Raw genomic sequence first — 14,911 nt, 5'->3', positions numbered from 1 at the left:
CGCGGACGCTCGAGTGGTCTCGAGAACTGAGAAAGTGAGAGCGGCGTTTATTCGCGGCCGAACATCTGGCGCATCATCGGATGCATTTCCATCATCTGCTCTTCGGCGATCTCCTCGTACAGCTTGTACGTGATGGAGACCGCGAGCAGCAGACCGGTCCCGCCGACGGCACCGATCGTGCCGAGCATGTTCGCCCAGACGGCAAGCAGGCCGACGAGCGCGCCGCCGATGACGGTCACCTGCGGAATGTACCGCTCCATGACTTTCTCGACGACGCCGACGTTCTGTCGGAAGCCGGGGATCTGCATCCCGGAGTTCTGGATCTGTCGCGCGGTCGCTTCGGGGCCCATGTTGGTCGTCTCGACCCAGAAGATGGCGAAGATGGCACCGCCGATCACCATGAACGTCAGGTCGACGCTCACTCGGATCATGACCATCCACGCCTCCTGGGTGACGGCCCCCGTCCACCACATCCAGTCCTCCGGCGAGTAGATCGGGGCGGTGTAGTAGAAGAAGCCGCTGACCGGCTGTCCTTGGGGACCGTAGACACCGAGCCAGTCGGGCATCGACTCACCCAGCTGACTGTTCAGGATCTGCCCCAGGAACTGGATGTTCGCCTGGAGCGCGCGGACGAGGATCATCGGCAGGACGCTCGCGTAGATGAGCTTCACCGGGAAGCGACCGCGAGCACCCTTGACGCGCGAGTGGCTCAGCGGAATCTCGACGCGGACGGACTCCGCGTAGACGACGATCCCGAAGATGAGCAGCGTCGTCAGCAGCGCGATGATCATCCCCTCATCGACCAGCAGCTGGTAGAGGCCGTCACCGGCGACCAGCGAGCCGATCTCGGTCTGGCCCGTGACGATCATGTACCAGCTGTAGAAGAAGCCGTCGGGGCTCAGCGAGAGGAACCCGGCGACGAGCATCTGGCTCACGCTGGCGATGATGAACAGCCCGACGCCGCTGCCGATTCCCCACTTGCTCACGACCTCGTCCATGTACAGGATGAGGATGCCGCCGATGAAGATCTGGAAGAACACCAGCGCCTTCACCTCGGTGGGACCGAGGACGAGACCACCGAGCTGGAGCTGTGGCTGGGCTGGAAGGAACTCGCCGGCGAACACCATGGGGAGCGCCGTCAGCGCCGTCATCACGATGACGAGCAGCTTCTGGAGCCCCTGGTAGAGCACCTGGTCCCGCGGATCGTTCGTATCGAGCCCGAGCAGGTTCGCCCCGCCGAGTAGCTGCAAGACGATGCTGGCGGTGACGATCGGCCCGATGCCGACCTGCATCAGCGACCCGTGTTCACCGGCCAGGATCGTCCGGAACTGCCCGAAGAGGTCGTCCTGGGCGTCGGCCTCGAGGAGTCCGACCGGTGCGACGTTCGTCAGGAAGAAGTACAACACGAGGATGCCCGCCGTCCACATGAGCTTGCGCTTGAACGGGACGTGGCCCTCTGGGCGCACGACCGTGGGCATCCGAGTCAGGACCGGTTCGGCGGTTTCCTTCCATCCCATAGTTTACTCCTCGTCCTGTTCGTTCGCGTCGGCCTGGGCACGCTCCGTGAGGATCGCGTCTCCGCCGGCGTCCTCGAGTTTCTCTTCGGCGGCCGCGGTGAAGGCGTCCGCGGTGACCTCGAGTGCGTTGCGCACCTGGCCGCCGCCGAGCACCTTCACGACGTCGGCCTCGTGGCCGTCTTCGACGACGTCACGGACGTCGATCGCGTAGCCGTCGGCGGTCTCTTCGGCGAGACCGTCGGCGGCGTAGAGGATCGCGTCCTCGTCGAGCGTCTTGACGTCTACCTCGAGGACCTCCTCGCGGATGCCCTGGGGACGCTTGAAGCCGTGTTTCTTCCGCGGTTCGTAGTTGTGGAACTCGTGTTTGCTGCGCCCTGCGCGTCCGCGGCCACCTCGGTGGCCCGCACCACGGCGGTTCTTGTGCGTGCCGCCGCCGTGGGTTCGTGAGCCGCGCTGGCGTCGTTTCTTACTCGTCATGATTATCGCATCGACGTTAGGAGGTCGTTAATCTCCTCCGTTGTATGTTTTCCGAGTTGGCCGCCTTCGATTGCCGGGTGCTTGATACCCTCGTGACCGCCACGTGGCGGGTGCAGGCGGAGCGTCGGCGACAGTCCCTGCTCGCGCAGGGTCGTCTCCTCGTCGAGCAGCGCCTCGGCTAACTCGGCGAAGTCGTCGTAGTCGGTGTGCTCGGCGAGCCACTCCTCGTCGACGTCCGACTGTCGACCCTCGAGGGGCTCGGCGCGCTTTGCGAGCACCGTCTCGAGCACTTCCACCGAGGGTTCGCCGTAGGCGACGAAGTCGTTGACCTTCGTGATCATCCCACGGTAGGCGTCGGTGTCGGGGACGACCGTCGCGTGGTTGACCTTGTGGATGTTGAGCATCGACAGCGTATCGTCAACGTCGCTCGAGCGGTTCACCTCACCGCGCAGCTGGACGATCGCTTTCATTGTTCGACCACCTCACGTGCGGCCGGCGTGCGCGACTGCGAGGCGTTCTCGAGTGCGTTGAACGTCGCCTTCGCCAGATTGACCGTCGTGCGGGTGTTGCCGAAGCTCTTCGTCCAGGCGTTCTCGATGCCGGCGAGCTCGAGCACCGCGCGGACGGTGTCGCTCGCGGCCAGGCCCAGGCCCTCGGGGGCCGGGATGAGCTCGACTTCGACCGAGCCTGCTTTCCCTTTCGTCCGGTGGGTCAGCGAGTGGGGTCGGTCCGAGCGGTCCTCCCAGGAGCCAGAGCCCCGGGGAACCTGGATGATGTTCAGCTTCGCGATGCCGATCGCCTTCTGGATGGCCGAGCCGACCTGGTCGTCCCGTCCCTCGGCGTAGCCGACGAAGCCGTCGCGGTTGCCGACGGCGACGACACACCGGAACTTGACCCGGCGGCCGGAGTCGGTCATGCGCTGGACCATGTTGATGTCCAGCACCTCGTCGTCCAGTCCGGGGAGGAGCTGGTCGACGATCTCGGGCTCTTTGAGCGGGAGTCCCGAGTCGAGGGCGGCCTGCATCGTGTCGATCTCGCCCTCCTGTACCATTGTGCCGAGACGGGTGACAGGCTGCCAGCCGTCGTCGTAGTCGTTTCGACTCATTCTAGGATCGCCTCTCGTACCGCATCGAAGTGTTCGGGGAGTTCCGTGGCGTCGAAGTCCGCATACAGCGGCTCCTCGAGCTGTTCGGCGTACTCGGCGATGTGCTCGCCGCGCGTGCGCGACCAGTCTGCGAGGACGCTGTCGTTGTGCGGAATCTCGACGCCCGCGTCGATCGCTCCTTCCTGTACCGCGAACACCTTGTTGCCGGGCGTCGCCGTGTTGAGGCCGATATCCAGCACGGCCTCCTCGACGCCCGCCTCGAGCGCTCGTTTGCCGGCCAGCAGGCCGGTGAGGTACGCTGCTGGAAGGTTACCCGTTGGGGCTTCCCAGCCGTACTCCTCGAGGTCGCTCGAGTGTGCGTTCGCGAGCGTTTCGTCGCCCTGGGGTCCGGGGACGATCAGCTGCGCCGTAGTGTGCTTGTTGCTCTTGCGAGCGACCAGCCGGGGCTTGCCCGATTTCAGCAGGCGCAACCTCTGATGGTAGTCCGTCCGGACCTCGCGGCGACGACGCATCGGTACCTTGTATCGTGGTCCTGTTGCCATTATTGGTCACCGTAGTTGTCGTCGATGTAGTTCAACAGGTACCGGACGCTTCGGAACTCGCCACCGCTCGCCTTGCGGTAGAGCTCGCGGTACTCCGTGGGCGTGAGTTCGCCCTTGTCGCGGAGTTCCCGCAGCGTCCGTCGCTGTGCACGGATCTGCTGTTGCCACTGTGCTTTCTCGTTCTGCCGTGCGCCTTTCTTCCCCTTCCGGGTGCCCGGCCCCTTGCGGTGACCGTAGGCGCGTTTCTGGTTGCGCTCGCGGGCGCGGCCACGCGAGTTACCGCGGGCGTCTTTGGCCTGAATCAGGCCCTCCTCAACGAGGTCGCGGATCTCCTCTCGCGTGATGGCCGCCGCGATGTCGCCCTGGGCGTCGGGGTCGAACCAGACGCGGTTCTTCCCGACGTCTAAGACGTCCGCCGCGAGCCGTCGCTGTGCGCGCAGGTCAGTCATTTCTCCACCTCGACTTCGACGTAGGTCGGGTTCAGGACGCGAATCCCGTCCGCTTCAGCCTCCTCTTCGATCCGCTCGCGCTTGCGAGCGCCGACGGACGAACCGATTCGAACCGCCTGCGTGTCGCCGTCGACGTCCTCGAGGTCGTCGACGTTCTCGACGCGAACCTCCTCGAAGCCGCTCGGGTGCTTCCCGCGCACCGTCGTGGGCGTGCGGTAGCCGGCCTGGACCTTCGGGCCCTTGCCTTTGATCCCGCGCCGTTGCTTCGAGAGGCCACCACGGGGGCGACGCCACGATTCCGGCGTGCGCTTTTTCTTGTGGTAGTCCTGCCGGTTGAACTGTGGCTTGCCCTCGCGCTTGCGGCGGGCGAGCAGCCGCTGTTCGTCGTCGGTGAGCTCCGGCGTCTTCTCGACGAGTCCACGCGGCTGGAGCTCCGTTTCGACGTCTTCGGCCGGCTCTGCTTCCTCCTCGGCGGCTTCGTCTTCGATCTCGGCTTCGGCCTCTTCGGTGACCTCGAGGTCACCGACGTCGGCTTTGATACGGGCGGCCAGTGCCATCCCGATGCCGTCGACCTCGGCGAGGTCGTCCTGTGAGGCCTCTCTGACGTCCGTGACGGACTCGTAGCCGGCCTCGCGAAGCGCCTCGGCTTTGCTCGAGCCGACGCCGCTGATGTCCTCGAGCTCTTCTGGACCGTCGTCCTCGGCGTCGACGTCTTCCTGGGCTTGCTGTTCTTCGTCTGCCATCTATCAGGCACCTCCGTTGGCGGGTTTGGCGGTGATGTAGACGCCGTCCTGGAAGACGCGGGTGTCCTTGCCTTTCACCTTGGTCAGCTGTTCGATGTCGGCGGCGGTCTGTCCGACGTCGTCCTTGTTGGGACCGGACAGGGTTACGGTCTCGCCGTCGACGGAGACGTCCGTGTCACCGTGGATAGTCGTTCGTCGCGGTGCTTTCTCGCCGAGGAAGTTCTCGATGACGACCTCGTCGCCCTCCACGCGGACCTGCATCGGGAAGTGAGAGTAAAAGACTCCCATCTCGTACTCCCAGCCCTCGGTCACGCCGTGGAACGCGTTCTCGACGTGGCTCTCGAACGTGCCGACGGTCGAGTTGGTCTTCGCGTTCTCGACGTCGCTCTCGATCACCACGTGGTCGTCTTCGACCTCGACTGAGACGTTCGGGTACCAGAGGCGGCGCGTGACGGCGCCGTTCGGTCCCTCAACGGTCAGGTCGAGGTGGTCGACTTCGGCGGTTACCTCGTCGGGGATTTCCAGTGCTACTCTCATCGTTAGTAGACGTACGCGATCACCTGGCCCCCGATGCCCTGCTCTCTGGCCTCGTAGTGGCTCATGATGCCACTGCTCGTCGTGACGACGAGCGCGCCGAAGTCCCGAGCGGGGAGGTATCGCTTCTCCCACTTCTCGAACTCGTCGGCTTTGGCCGAGTAACGTGGCTTCACGGGGCCACACTCGTTGATCGCTCCTTTCAGTTCGACCTCGAACCGACCGGCTTTACCGTCGTCGACGAACTCGAAGCCGTCGATGTACCCGCGGTCGTAGAAGACCTCGAGTACGCTGCCGATCTCGTTCGAGGCGGGCGTTACCTCGTGGCTGAGATGCCCCACGCTCTCGGCGTTGTCGATCCCCGAGAGTGCGTTGCTGAGTGGGTCGTTTCCGGTCATTTGTACTTCTTGAATCCCATGTCGCGGGCGATCTCGCGGAAACACTGCCGACAGAGGTTGATGTCGTACTTGCCGACCAGCCCCTGTTTGCGGCCACAGCGTGGGCACGCTTCGGTCTGCCCCGTCGCGACCTCACCCGTCTCGTTCTCGCTTTCACTCATCCTCGGTCACCTCGACGTCGAAGTTCGACTCGAGGAACGCGATGGCGTCCTCCGGTGTGAGTCGGTGTCTCGACGGAATCGTCTGGCTGGCCTTATCGCGTTTCGCGACGCGGTAGCCCGGACGCACCAGGTTGACGGTGACGTCCATCCCGTAGATCCCGACGGTCGGGTCGTACTCCTGGCTCGGGAACTCGGTGTGTTCCTCGACGCCGAAGCTGAAGTTGCCCGTCTCGTCGAACTGCGTCGACGAGAGCTCCGCGAGCGGCAGCGCGGTCTCGAGGAACGACTCGGCGTCCTCGCCACGGAGGGTGACCTTCGTACCGATCGGGTCGCCCTGGCGGATGCCGAAGTCCGGCTCGGTCCGTTTGGCCTGCGTGCGGACGCTCTGCTGGCCGGTGACGTCCTCGATGATGTCCTCGGCGTGACCGAGGTCGCGGCCACCGCGGCCGACGCCCATGTGGACGACGACCTTCTCGACGCGGGGTTCGCGCATCTCGTGGAACTCGGCCTCGCTCATTCGTCGTCACCTCCCTCATCTCCGATGAAGTTCTCGTCGATGACGACGACGTACTCCTCGACGGTCTCGAACGTCTCCTCGCCGTCGAGCGTCTCGACGGTGACGATGTTCGAGCCGCTGCCGTAGGTGACCTCGATCTCCTCGAGCGAGCCGATCTTACCGCCGTGGTTACCGCGGACGGCGGTCACGAGTTCGCCCTCTTCGTACGGGAAGTGGGCGACGATCTCTTTGGTTTCGTTGTCGACGACGATCGAGTCGTTCGTGCTGTACTCGTCGGAGTCGACGACGACGTTCGTTCCGTCGTGTAGCGACAGCTGGGTGTTCCCACCCTGGACCTGGCGCTTGCCCGCGACCTTGCCGAGGCGGCTTCCGGCCGCGTCGGCGTCGATCGGTGTCAGCGAGAGGCGTCCGCCCTCGTCGGGGAAGACGCGGTAGTACTCCTCACGCTGGGGGAACGCGACGATGTCGAACATCCCGATCGGGCGTCCCTCGTCGTTGATCGGGTCGCCGTTGACCAGGATTGCGTCCTGGCTGAGCGCGTAGCGCGCTTCTTTTCGGGAGTCGACGTAGCCCAGCACGTCCCGAAGCAAGATTAGCAGCGGGACGCCGTCCTCGCCGTGGGGGCCCGCGCGGGCCTTGACGGTGAACGTGTCGGTCTTGCGCTCGACCGGCCAGGACTTCGGTACCGAGAGTCGTTTCTGGTGGTTGCTCATTCGTTATCACCTTCGAGGCGTGCCTCGCGTCGCTCGTCCTCGAGGTCGAGCGCCGTGATCCGGACGTTCGACGGGTAGGTTGGCCGCGGCACCTCTTCGCCGTCGGCCGTCTCGACCGTGACCCCCTCGACGTGGATGACGCCGTCTTTGAGGATCGTCCGGAGCACCTCGCCTTCGTGCCCGGCGTGGTCGCCGCGCATGACCTCGACGGTGTCGCCCACGTTGACGCGGGTCCGGCGAGTGTCGTACTCCTCGCGAAGCTCCTCAGAGAGGGTCGCGTGAAGCTGTGCGTGTCGCTGGTGCAGCGGGGCACGCTCCGTTTCGTTTCGCTGTTTGCGTGGTTGTCTGCTCATACGATCATCGTGGCTGTGCTCGCGATTGCTCCGAAGCGCTCTGCGACTTCGCGGGCGATCGGGCCCTTGATCTCCGTTCCGCGGGCCTCTTCGTTCTCGTCGATGATGACCGCCGCGTTGTCCTCGAACTTCACGCGCGTGCCATCCGGCCGGCGAATCGTCTGTCGCTGGCGGACGACGACGGCCTCGAGGACCTGTCGGCGCATCTCGGGAGTCCCTTTGGTGACCGAGACGGTCACCTTGTCACCGAGTCCCGCCTTCGGCTGGCGGTTCTTGGTGCCGTGGTAGCCCGAGACGCTGATGACCTTCAGCTCGCGTGCGCCCGTGTTGTCGGCACACGTGACGAGCGAGCCCTTGACGAGCCCTTGCGTGACGTCGGCTTTGATCGCCTCCATCACTGCTCACCCGCGTCTGCGTCTTCGTCGCCACCGGCCGCGAGGTCCTCAGCCGAGAGCTCCGGCTCAGGCTCGGCCTGACCGGTAAGCTCGGCGACGTCCTCGGCGGTCGCTTCTTCGGTTACTTCGACGACCACGTGCGATTTCGTCTTCGACAGTGGTCGGGTCTCTGCGATCTTGACCGTGTCACCGACCGAGAGCGGCTCGAGCACGCCCGGCACGTGTGCCGGAATGCGCGAGCGACGTTTCATCTGACGGTCGTATTTGGGTACCGTCACGTCGTACTCTCGCTCGACGACTACGGTCTTGTCCATGTCCGTCGAGACGACGAGTCCCTCGAGGATCTGACCTCGAACGGGAAGCTCGCCGTAGAACGGACACTTCTCGTAGTCGTATTCCTCCGGCTCTTCTGGTTCCGGAGGGGTGTCAACGTCTAGTCCTATTGCCATGGTGAATCACCACTTGTTTCCGTCCGTCGGGCGGGTCGTGAGAGCAGTCGCGATCCATCGACCGTAACGTAGGCTACGTCCTCGCCAGCCCGGTCCTCGAAGTCGTCTGACGTCGAGGGTTGAGTGTCGGCCAGTTTGGACGCAGTCCCCGATCCCTTCTCGAGACCGGCGGCGTCATCTGTGATCGCGAACTCGAATACTGAGCCCGATTTCGGCACCTGGACCACCCGAACCTCGCCGTCGTCACGAGCCGCGATGTGGAGGGTGTTCGTCGTCTCGATGACGACGCGCCCCTCGAGGCCGACCCGGCCGGGGTCGTCGCTCTCGACGACGCGGACCGGCAGGCCGTTGAGTTCGTGTCGCGGCAGGGTCTCGGGTGTCAGTGCCATCGTTCTATGCTTCGTCTTGGGCGTCGTCCAGATCGCCCTCTTCCCGCTGAACCGTCTTGAGCCGCGCGATCGTCCGCTTGAGCTCGCCGATTTCGCCCGGGTTCTCCGGGGCACCACCGGCGGCCAGCACGGACTTCGCGTTCAGCAGCTCCGTCTCGAGCTCCTCGAGTTCGACCTCGCGCTCGGCGGGCGTCATGTCGCGCATCTCCTCGACGTGCAAGATCGCCATCAGGCGTCACCTCCCTCGTCGGCTTCGTCCTCGTCTTCGGCTTCCATCTCCTCGAGGAGCTCCTCGGCTTCGGCCTCGACGTCCTCCTCGAGTTCCTCGAGGTCTTCCTCGGCCTCCGCGTCGGCATCTGCTTCCGCGTCAGCGTCGGCGTCTGCTTCCGCTTCGTCAGCGGCGACTTCCTCTTCGATGACCTCCTCGACGACCTCTTCGTCGAGTTCGGGCGCTTCTTCGGCCTCGACGTCGGCTTCAGCCTCCTCGGCTTCGGGCTCGTCGGCTTCCTCGGGTTCGGCCTCGAGCAGTTCCTCGACGCCTTCGTTGGCCTCGACGGCCTCGGGGACGACCTCTTCGGGATCGAGATCCTCGTGGATGCGGAAGTCGTCGGGGAGCTCGGCTCCCGGCGGGATGATCTTGACCGTCACGCCGATCGTGCCGAGCTTCATGACGGCGACGCCCTGGCCGTGATCAACGATCTCCTCGGCGGGTTCGCCGTTGTGCTTGATGTAGCCACGGTTGAACTTCTCGACGCGCGAACGCGCGCCCGTGACCTTCCCGGCGAGGACGATCTCGGCGCCCAGCGCGCCAGCGTCCATGATCCGGTCGATCGTCGTGTGACCGGCCTTCCGGAAGTACCAGCCGCGCTCGAGCGCGTTGGCCAGCCGGTCGGCGACGATCCGCGCGTTGAGGTCGGGTTCGTCGACCTCCTGAACGTCGATCTGGGGGTCGTCGAGGTTGAACTGCTCCTCGAGTGCGCGGGTCACTTTCCGGATGTTCTCACCGCCCTTGCCGATGACCATACCGGGCTTCTCGGCTTTGAGGACGATCTGCGTCCCCATCGGCGTCTTCGCGACTTCCATCCCGCCATAGCCCGCTCGACCGAGCTCTTCGGCGAAGAACTCGTCGATCTGCGAGCGCTGCAGGCCGTTTTCGATGAACTGGTGTTCGTCTGCCATCAGTTATCTCCCTCCTCGTCTTCGGGTTCTTCGACGACGATCTCGACGTCGACCTGCGGCGTGTTCCACGCCGTCGCCCGCCCCATCGCGCGGGGCTTGCGGCCGATCGACTCGCCGACCTTGTGGGCGGCGCAGTGGACGATCTCCATCGCCTCACCGTCGAAGCCCTGGTTCTCCGCGTTGGCAGCGACGTTCTCGAGCAAGTCGAGGAACGCTTCGGAGGCTTTCGTCGGGTAGCCGCCGGCGTCCCAGCCGTCGATGTCCGAGCGGTGGCCCGCACCGGTGTTGTGCGACTTGAGGGGGAGCGATCGCTCGCCGGCGATGACCGCCTCGAGGTACTCCTGGGCCTCGTCGACGCGCTTGCCCTTGATCTCGCGGGCGATCTCTTTGCTGTGCTTGTGACTCATGTGACGCTCCCGGAGCATCGCTCTCGCGGTGGTGTCCGGGTCCGCGTCGACCGAGTAGTTGATTCCCATACGTGGATCACTTCAGTGGGACGAACTTCGACGAGCGAGTGGCACCGATCCCCGCCTGTCCGTGTTCGACGGAGTTGCGTGTCAGCTGGAACTCGCCGAGATAGTGGCCGATCATCTCGGGCTCTACTCGGACGCGGCCGAACTCCTGGCCGCTGTAGACGGCGAACGTGAGTCCAACGAACTCCGGCAGCACCGGCATGTCGCGCAGATGCGTCCGGATCGGCGAGTTTGCAGTCTCCTGCTCGTCTTTCTCGCGGGCTTTCTCGAGCAGCTTCTGTTGCTCCTCGTCGAGTCCGCGTACGATACTTCGCCGCTTCCGTGCGGGGAGCAGTTCCGCGACGTCCTCGAGCTCCATCTCCTGCAGCTCCTCAAGCGTGTGGCCGCGGTAGGTGAACTCCTCACCCTCGCGGCCGGTTCTGTACTCTTGGCTCATTTGTTCCCACCTCGGCCGGTTCGGCGCGAAGCGATGTCACCCACCTTCCGTCCCGGCGGGGCGTCCCGCGAGACGGACTTGGGGCGACCGGGGTGCTGGCGGCCACCGCCACCGAAGGGGTGGTCGACGGCGTTCATCGCGACCCCACGGACGCGTGGGTACTTCGTACCTCGTGCGCGCATCTTGTGGTACTTTTTGCCGGCTTTGACGAACGGCTTCTCCGTCCGCCCACCGCCGGCGACGACGCCGATCGTTGCCCGACACTGCGGGTCGAGGCGTTTGACCTCGCCGCTGGGCAACTGGACGACCGCGGCGTCGCGGTCGTGGGTGATCAGGTCTGCGTTGACGCCGGAGGCGCGGGCGAACTTACCGCCGTCACCCGGCTTCGATTCGACGTTGCAGACCGGTACTCCTTCGGGGATCTCCGCGAGCGGGAGCGTGTTGCCCGGCTTGATCTCCGCGGAGACGCCGACCTGGATCTCTTCGCCCACTGTGATACCCTCGGGTGCGAGGACGAGACGCTGATCGCCGTCCTCGAACTCGACGGCGGCGACCGGCGCCGAGCGCGCGGGATCGTGTTCGATGTCGACGACCGTGCCGGAGACGACGTCGTCGTCTCCTTCTTTCCGGTGGTCGAGCTTCGCCTTGTAGCGGTGGCTTGGCGCCCGGAACGTGGGCGTGCCGCGTCCGCGTCGTTGGCCCTGAATTCTGCGTCCCATGTTCAGAACACCCCGATTCTGGAGGCGACTTCCTGGGCGTCGTCGTCAGTCGACAGCGTAACCGTCGCTTTCTTTTTGCCCTCCATCGTCACCTGCGTGTTGATCTTGACGACCTCGACGTCGAAGCGCTCCTCGACAGCCTCGGTGATCTCGGGTTTGGTGGCGTCGACGTTCACGATGAACTGGAGCTTGTTCTGGAAGTCCATGTCGTTCATCGCCTTCTCGGTCACCAGCGGGTAGTCGATGATTCCGCTCATCGGTCAGCCACCTCCTCGAGTGCACTCTCGGTCCAGATCGTCAGCCGTCCGGGCTGTGCGCCGGGTGCGAGGTCCTCGGCGTTGACCTCCGCGGCCGTCGCAACGGTGGCGCCCGCGAGGTTGCGGGCGGCCGTCGACGGGCCGGCCTCGCTCGAGGTCACGAAGAGGATCGACGACGGCGTCTTGTACTTCCGGCCACGGGTCTTGCCGCGACCCGCGCGGATGCCGCGTCCGTCCTCGGCGCGCTCGACGTCTGCGTAGACGCCAGCGTCCTCAAGGAAGGAGACGACCTCTTTCGTCTTCACGAGCTCCTCGAACTCGTCGGAAACGACGAGCGGGAGTTCGGTGTCCTCGTCGAACTGGTGGCCGCGCTCGGCGACCAGTTCGGCGTCGGTCGTCGCAGCGATGGCGCTGCGGACGGCCAGCTTCTTCTCTTTGTCATTGAACGATTCACTCCAGTCCTTCTCGGCTTTCGGCGGGTGGGCCTTCCGTCCTTTGACGGTCTGGGGAACGCGTCGGCCGCGCCCGTTCTGTCGGGGGACGTGGGCCATCCCGCGGCCGCTGCCGAACGACTCCGCGGGCGTTCGCATACCGGCGAACTCGTCGGCGCCGTAGGGCTGGGTTCGGTTGGCCTGGGCGACGCGGACCGCGCGGGCGATCAGGTCCGGGCGGTACTCCGTCTCGAAGACCGCCGGGAGCTCGACCTCCCTTGCGTCCGCACCGTCCAGGTCGCGTACTGTTGCCTGCATGGATTATCCCTGGTTGGATGCGGTAGAGACGTACCGAACCTCGGGATCGAGGCGCGGCTGGTCTCCGGGTCGGATCGCCGGGCGGAAGCGCAGGAGGCGCTTGTTCGGCCCGGGGAGCGATCCCTTGATCAACGCGTGCGGTCCGTCGACCTCGCCGTAGTTGACGAAGCCGCCGTCGACCGTCGCGTCCGCGCCGTCACCGACGTCGATGAGGCGCTTGTTCAGTTCCGTCCGCTGGTGGTAGCCGGTCTGCCCCTGCTGGGGGACCGTCGAGCGGACGCGGCTTGGGTTCCAGGGACCGAGGTTCCCGATGCGGCGGCGCCATCCCTGCCGGGCGTGTTTGCCCTTGCGCTTCTGGACGCCCCATCGCTTGACGGGACCCTGGGTTCCTTTCCCCTTCGTGACGCCGCTCGCGTCGACGTACTCGCCGGCGCGGAAGACGTCGGTCATCGAGTGCTCGCCGCCGTCGGCCAGCAGCTCGAGGCCGAAGTCGACGCGCTCGCCGATCGAGCCGCCGCCGACGCGCGTTTCCATCACGTCGGGTTTCTTCTTCGGCATCGAGGGGACGTCGCCGGGGACGGTGTGGGTGATCGCCCGCACGTCCGAGACGCGTCCTTCCTCGAGGAAGCCGCGAAGTTCGTCTTCGGCGGCCTCGGCGTCGTAGTCGTCACCGGGAAGGTCGAGGACGCGGTCGAGTTCAGGAACGAACTCGCCGGTCCAGACTTCGGTGAGCGGCTGGTGTCCGTAAGGCGTTTCTTCGTACGCACGCAGGGCGACGGCGCGCATCGGCGGCGTCTCCACGATGGTGACAGGAACGGTCGTCTCCATTCCCTCGGTCGGCGAGTTCGCTTTGTCGTCGACCATCACCACGTGGGTCATGCCGGCCTTGTAGCCCGCGAAGCCCTGGAGCGTCGGCTGTCCATCGTCGTCCGGCCACGAGTTGAAACGGGGGACCTCGCTGGTCGCCCGCTGTCGTGGGCCGAACCCGAGTGAGCCTTTGCGTGGTGCGTGTTTTTGTGGCATTCTATCACGCTCTCAGTGAGAGGGGAGCGAGGGTGGCGAACATCGCTTCTTCCGTTCTGACCACCTTGCTGCCCTGGTTCGGAACCGTATTGAGCCAGAGGTCGAACCCCGGATCGGCGGGTTCGACGTGTGCGTCGTCGTCCTCGGTCTCGGCGTCGCCGACGGCGGCGTGGTCGTCCCACGCCGCGTCGACCGACGACGCGTCGATGCCGAGGATGTCCGGCAACCCTCTCTCGGGCGCGCCGAACGCGACGGTCATCCCGTCCCGCTCGACGCGTCCGGCCAGCGTCTCGAGCCCCCCACCGGTGAGTTCTGCACCGAATCGGGAGGCTGCGATTCGAACGCCGGCGTCCTCACGGCCGAGTGCTGCCGAAAGGTCCGTCTGCTCGACGGCGAACCCCGGCAGGGGTTCGTCGACGAGCTTCGCCCGGACCGGTCGTCGCGAAGAGATCCTGACGGTCACGCGTTCTCCCTCCTCGACCGTCATCTTCGACGGAACGGGGAGGGAGATCGGGTGTTGCAGTCCGCAATTGACCCGGACGCGCCCTTCAGGTCCGACCTCGGTCACGATCCCTTGTCTTGTCGACCCCGAACCGTTCGATTCGGAGCCGGTCTGTGACGGTGCGCGGAGCGGCGGCAAGATGCCCGCGTACTCCAGTTCGTCCCGCACGCCCCACGCCTCCTTTCGAAGGTACGGTGGCGTTGCGGCGTACCGCAACACGGTGCTTACGAACCCGCCGTCGAATCGCCCGCGTTCGCCCTCCCGATCGGGATAGACGAGCAGGCGGTCCACCCGGAAGATCGTCGCCGCGCGGGCGACGTAGCCGAGTTTGCGAGTTGCCTCGCGTTTGTCCTCGGCTTCACGGGTGAGCGACGACGGCACGAGTACGCTGACGGTCATGCCGAGACTTCGGCGCCTCGTCACTAGACTGTAGCGATCTTTTGCTGACCACGTCTTAAAAGGATAGCGGATTCCGATCCCGGCTGTGAGCGGTTCACAGCCCCGATTTCGTGGTAATTAGAGACACAGTCAGTGATGATGATACAGTGACCGATGAACCGATTCATACGGATCGTTGTACCGTGTTATAGGTGATCGCTCGAACGGTGCAGCGATCGCCGGTCCCGAGTCACAACAGACCGTATCACACACAGCCCTCTCAGTGGCTATACTGGTTGTTGAAACGATGTACCCCCCACAGCCAAGCGGACTGCCTCGGTCTCGTTGCCGAGGCTAGCCGCGGCCGTTCGTGATCGGGTGTGCACTGACGGTTGACGACTACTGCACTGTGCTCGCCACCCTGGGCCAGTCAGATCGCATCCGCGGGACGAC

General features: G+C 65.2%; 25 protein-coding genes. All 25 read right to left on the bottom strand.

Going from position 1 to position 14,911, the window contains the following annotated elements; translation table 11 throughout:
• Positions 1-47: 47 nt before the first annotated feature.
• The 25 genes from secY to NMQ09_RS15760 are packed head-to-tail and all read right to left on the bottom strand — an operon-like array spanning position 48 to position 14,479.
• The gene (gene secY / locus NMQ09_RS15880; RefSeq protein ID WP_255191562.1) at positions 48-1,517 is read right to left on the bottom strand and encodes a preprotein translocase subunit SecY; all 1,470 of its coding nucleotides are present in this window, start codon (positions 1,515-1,517) and stop codon (positions 48-50) included.
• 3 nt (positions 1,518-1,520) lie between these two features.
• Entirely contained in the window at positions 1,521-1,994 is a 474-nt protein-coding gene (locus NMQ09_RS15875; protein WP_255191561.1) for an uL15m family ribosomal protein, read from the bottom strand.
• Between the two features lie 2 nt (positions 1,995-1,996).
• Positions 1,997-2,464, bottom strand: a complete 468-nt coding sequence (locus NMQ09_RS15870; RefSeq protein WP_255191560.1) for a 50S ribosomal protein L30 — start codon at positions 2,462-2,464, stop codon at positions 1,997-1,999.
• On the bottom strand, positions 2,461-3,099 hold the full coding sequence (locus tag NMQ09_RS15865) for a 30S ribosomal protein S5 (protein ID WP_255191559.1): 639 nt from the start codon (positions 3,097-3,099) through the stop codon (positions 2,461-2,463). Before NMQ09_RS15865 ends, NMQ09_RS15870 begins: the two co-directional genes overlap by 4 nt.
• On the bottom strand, positions 3,096-3,641 hold the full coding sequence (locus NMQ09_RS15860; protein ID WP_255191558.1) for a 50S ribosomal protein L18: 546 nt from the start codon (positions 3,639-3,641) through the stop codon (positions 3,096-3,098). The genes NMQ09_RS15865 and NMQ09_RS15860 overlap by 4 nt, the downstream gene beginning before the upstream one ends.
• Positions 3,641-4,090 (bottom strand): 50S ribosomal protein L19e, encoded by a 450-nt coding sequence (locus tag NMQ09_RS15855; protein ID WP_255191557.1) that lies wholly within the window; start codon positions 4,088-4,090, stop codon positions 3,641-3,643. The genes NMQ09_RS15860 and NMQ09_RS15855 overlap by 1 nt, the downstream gene beginning before the upstream one ends.
• Positions 4,087-4,833, bottom strand: a complete 747-nt coding sequence (locus tag NMQ09_RS15850) for a 50S ribosomal protein L32e (RefSeq protein WP_255191556.1) — start codon at positions 4,831-4,833, stop codon at positions 4,087-4,089. Before NMQ09_RS15850 ends, NMQ09_RS15855 begins: the two co-directional genes overlap by 4 nt.
• Before the next feature lie 3 nt (positions 4,834-4,836).
• Positions 4,837-5,370, bottom strand: coding sequence for a 50S ribosomal protein L6 (locus NMQ09_RS15845; protein ID WP_255191555.1), 534 nt, complete (start codon positions 5,368-5,370; stop codon positions 4,837-4,839).
• Between the two features lie 2 nt (positions 5,371-5,372).
• Positions 5,373-5,765: a 30S ribosomal protein S8 gene (locus NMQ09_RS15840; protein WP_255191554.1), complete on the bottom strand. Its 393-nt coding sequence runs from the start codon at positions 5,763-5,765 to the stop codon at positions 5,373-5,375.
• Positions 5,762-5,926: a 30S ribosomal protein S14 gene (locus NMQ09_RS15835; protein WP_255191553.1), complete on the bottom strand. Its 165-nt coding sequence runs from the start codon at positions 5,924-5,926 to the stop codon at positions 5,762-5,764. The genes NMQ09_RS15840 and NMQ09_RS15835 overlap by 4 nt, the downstream gene beginning before the upstream one ends.
• Positions 5,919-6,443: a 50S ribosomal protein L5 gene (locus tag NMQ09_RS15830; RefSeq protein WP_255191552.1), complete on the bottom strand. Its 525-nt coding sequence runs from the start codon at positions 6,441-6,443 to the stop codon at positions 5,919-5,921. The genes NMQ09_RS15835 and NMQ09_RS15830 overlap by 8 nt, the downstream gene beginning before the upstream one ends.
• Positions 6,440-7,156: a 30S ribosomal protein S4e gene (locus tag NMQ09_RS15825; RefSeq protein ID WP_255191551.1), complete on the bottom strand. Its 717-nt coding sequence runs from the start codon at positions 7,154-7,156 to the stop codon at positions 6,440-6,442. The genes NMQ09_RS15830 and NMQ09_RS15825 overlap by 4 nt, the downstream gene beginning before the upstream one ends.
• Positions 7,153-7,509: a 50S ribosomal protein L24 gene (gene rplX, locus NMQ09_RS15820; protein WP_255191550.1), complete on the bottom strand. Its 357-nt coding sequence runs from the start codon at positions 7,507-7,509 to the stop codon at positions 7,153-7,155. The genes NMQ09_RS15825 and rplX overlap by 4 nt, the downstream gene beginning before the upstream one ends.
• The gene (locus tag NMQ09_RS15815) at positions 7,506-7,904 is read right to left on the bottom strand and encodes a 50S ribosomal protein L14 (protein ID WP_255191549.1); all 399 of its coding nucleotides are present in this window, start codon (positions 7,902-7,904) and stop codon (positions 7,506-7,508) included. Before NMQ09_RS15815 ends, rplX begins: the two co-directional genes overlap by 4 nt.
• Positions 7,904-8,353, bottom strand: coding sequence for a 30S ribosomal protein S17 (locus NMQ09_RS15810; RefSeq protein WP_255191548.1), 450 nt, complete (start codon positions 8,351-8,353; stop codon positions 7,904-7,906). The genes NMQ09_RS15815 and NMQ09_RS15810 overlap by 1 nt, the downstream gene beginning before the upstream one ends.
• Positions 8,344-8,742 (bottom strand): ribonuclease P protein component 1, encoded by a 399-nt coding sequence (locus NMQ09_RS15805; RefSeq protein WP_255191547.1) that lies wholly within the window; start codon positions 8,740-8,742, stop codon positions 8,344-8,346. The genes NMQ09_RS15810 and NMQ09_RS15805 overlap by 10 nt, the downstream gene beginning before the upstream one ends.
• A 4-nt stretch (positions 8,743-8,746) precedes the next feature.
• Positions 8,747-8,971 (bottom strand): 50S ribosomal protein L29, encoded by a 225-nt coding sequence (gene rpmC / locus NMQ09_RS15800; RefSeq protein ID WP_255191546.1) that lies wholly within the window; start codon positions 8,969-8,971, stop codon positions 8,747-8,749.
• Positions 8,971-9,921, bottom strand: a complete 951-nt coding sequence (locus tag NMQ09_RS15795; protein WP_255191545.1) for a 30S ribosomal protein S3 — start codon at positions 9,919-9,921, stop codon at positions 8,971-8,973. Before NMQ09_RS15795 ends, rpmC begins: the two co-directional genes overlap by 1 nt.
• Positions 9,921-10,397 carry a 50S ribosomal protein L22 gene (locus NMQ09_RS15790; protein ID WP_255191544.1) on the bottom strand — a complete coding sequence of 159 codons (477 nt, stop codon included), beginning with the start codon at positions 10,395-10,397 and terminating at the stop codon, positions 9,921-9,923. Before NMQ09_RS15790 ends, NMQ09_RS15795 begins: the two co-directional genes overlap by 1 nt.
• A gap of 7 nt (positions 10,398-10,404) precedes the next feature.
• Positions 10,405-10,830 carry a 30S ribosomal protein S19 gene (locus tag NMQ09_RS15785; RefSeq protein ID WP_255191543.1) on the bottom strand — a complete coding sequence of 142 codons (426 nt, stop codon included), beginning with the start codon at positions 10,828-10,830 and terminating at the stop codon, positions 10,405-10,407.
• Positions 10,827-11,549: a 50S ribosomal protein L2 gene (locus NMQ09_RS15780; RefSeq protein WP_255191542.1), complete on the bottom strand. Its 723-nt coding sequence runs from the start codon at positions 11,547-11,549 to the stop codon at positions 10,827-10,829. The genes NMQ09_RS15785 and NMQ09_RS15780 overlap by 4 nt, the downstream gene beginning before the upstream one ends.
• 2 nt (positions 11,550-11,551) lie before the next feature.
• Complete coding sequence (locus NMQ09_RS15775; RefSeq protein WP_255191541.1) at positions 11,552-11,806, bottom strand: 50S ribosomal protein L23; 255 nt, start codon at positions 11,804-11,806, stop codon at positions 11,552-11,554.
• Complete coding sequence (gene rpl4p, locus NMQ09_RS15770; protein WP_255191540.1) at positions 11,803-12,555, bottom strand: 50S ribosomal protein L4; 753 nt, start codon at positions 12,553-12,555, stop codon at positions 11,803-11,805. Before rpl4p ends, NMQ09_RS15775 begins: the two co-directional genes overlap by 4 nt.
• 3 nt (positions 12,556-12,558) lie before the next feature.
• Positions 12,559-13,578 carry a 50S ribosomal protein L3 gene (locus NMQ09_RS15765; RefSeq protein WP_255191539.1) on the bottom strand — a complete coding sequence of 340 codons (1,020 nt, stop codon included), beginning with the start codon at positions 13,576-13,578 and terminating at the stop codon, positions 12,559-12,561.
• A 4-nt stretch (positions 13,579-13,582) separates the two neighbouring features.
• Positions 13,583-14,479: an RNA methyltransferase gene (locus tag NMQ09_RS15760; RefSeq protein WP_255191538.1), complete on the bottom strand. Its 897-nt coding sequence runs from the start codon at positions 14,477-14,479 to the stop codon at positions 13,583-13,585.
• Positions 14,480-14,911: the final 432 nt, after the last annotated feature.

It is taken from the genome of Natronobeatus ordinarius (genome assembly GCF_024362485.1).
Lineage (GTDB): Archaea > Halobacteriota > Halobacteria > Halobacteriales > Natrialbaceae > Natronobeatus > Natronobeatus ordinarius.
This window is presented reverse-complemented; position numbering and strand designations above follow the sequence as displayed.

Bases quoted from the DNA above. Each gene is read 5' to 3' on its own strand.
- NMQ09_RS15805 (WP_255191547.1), bottom strand. From the start codon at position 8,742: ATGGCACTGACACCCGAGACCCTGCCGCGACACGAACTCAACGGCCTG.
- NMQ09_RS15765 (WP_255191539.1), bottom strand. From the start codon at position 13,578: ATGCCACAAAAACACGCACCACGCAAAGGCTCACTCGGGTTCGGCCCA.
- NMQ09_RS15845 (WP_255191555.1), bottom strand. From the start codon at position 5,370: ATGAGAGTAGCACTGGAAATCCCCGACGAGGTAACCGCCGAAGTCGAC.
- NMQ09_RS15780 (WP_255191542.1), bottom strand. From the start codon at position 11,549: ATGGGACGCAGAATTCAGGGCCAACGACGCGGACGCGGCACGCCCACG.
- NMQ09_RS15855 (WP_255191557.1), bottom strand. From the start codon at position 4,090: ATGACTGACCTGCGCGCACAGCGACGGCTCGCGGCGGACGTCTTAGAC.
- rpl4p (WP_255191540.1), bottom strand. From the start codon at position 12,555: ATGCAGGCAACAGTACGCGACCTGGACGGTGCGGACGCAAGGGAGGTC.
- rplX (WP_255191550.1), bottom strand. From the start codon at position 7,509: ATGAGCAGACAACCACGCAAACAGCGAAACGAAACGGAGCGTGCCCCG.
- NMQ09_RS15825 (WP_255191551.1), bottom strand. From the start codon at position 7,156: ATGAGCAACCACCAGAAACGACTCTCGGTACCGAAGTCCTGGCCGGTC.
- NMQ09_RS15785 (WP_255191543.1), bottom strand. From the start codon at position 10,830: ATGAGCCAAGAGTACAGAACCGGCCGCGAGGGTGAGGAGTTCACCTAC.
- NMQ09_RS15810 (WP_255191548.1), bottom strand. From the start codon at position 8,353: ATGGCAATAGGACTAGACGTTGACACCCCTCCGGAACCAGAAGAGCCG.
- NMQ09_RS15835 (WP_255191553.1), bottom strand. From the start codon at position 5,926: ATGAGTGAAAGCGAGAACGAGACGGGTGAGGTCGCGACGGGGCAGACC.
- NMQ09_RS15860 (WP_255191558.1), bottom strand. From the start codon at position 3,641: ATGGCAACAGGACCACGATACAAGGTACCGATGCGTCGTCGCCGCGAG.
- NMQ09_RS15760 (WP_255191538.1), bottom strand. From the start codon at position 14,479: ATGACCGTCAGCGTACTCGTGCCGTCGTCGCTCACCCGTGAAGCCGAG.
- NMQ09_RS15795 (WP_255191545.1), bottom strand. From the start codon at position 9,921: ATGGCAGACGAACACCAGTTCATCGAAAACGGCCTGCAGCGCTCGCAG.
- NMQ09_RS15870 (WP_255191560.1), bottom strand. From the start codon at position 2,464: ATGAAAGCGATCGTCCAGCTGCGCGGTGAGGTGAACCGCTCGAGCGAC.
- NMQ09_RS15850 (WP_255191556.1), bottom strand. From the start codon at position 4,833: ATGGCAGACGAAGAACAGCAAGCCCAGGAAGACGTCGACGCCGAGGAC.
- NMQ09_RS15840 (WP_255191554.1), bottom strand. From the start codon at position 5,765: ATGACCGGAAACGACCCACTCAGCAACGCACTCTCGGGGATCGACAAC.
- NMQ09_RS15815 (WP_255191549.1), bottom strand. From the start codon at position 7,904: ATGGAGGCGATCAAAGCCGACGTCACGCAAGGGCTCGTCAAGGGCTCG.
- secY (WP_255191562.1), bottom strand. From the start codon at position 1,517: ATGGGATGGAAGGAAACCGCCGAACCGGTCCTGACTCGGATGCCCACG.
- NMQ09_RS15775 (WP_255191541.1), bottom strand. From the start codon at position 11,806: ATGAGCGGAATCATCGACTACCCGCTGGTGACCGAGAAGGCGATGAAC.
- NMQ09_RS15830 (WP_255191552.1), bottom strand. From the start codon at position 6,443: ATGAGCGAGGCCGAGTTCCACGAGATGCGCGAACCCCGCGTCGAGAAG.
- NMQ09_RS15865 (WP_255191559.1), bottom strand. From the start codon at position 3,099: ATGAGTCGAAACGACTACGACGACGGCTGGCAGCCTGTCACCCGTCTC.
- rpmC (WP_255191546.1), bottom strand. From the start codon at position 8,971: ATGGCGATCTTGCACGTCGAGGAGATGCGCGACATGACGCCCGCCGAG.
- NMQ09_RS15875 (WP_255191561.1), bottom strand. From the start codon at position 1,994: ATGACGAGTAAGAAACGACGCCAGCGCGGCTCACGAACCCACGGCGGC.
- NMQ09_RS15790 (WP_255191544.1), bottom strand. From the start codon at position 10,397: ATGGGAATCAACTACTCGGTCGACGCGGACCCGGACACCACCGCGAGA.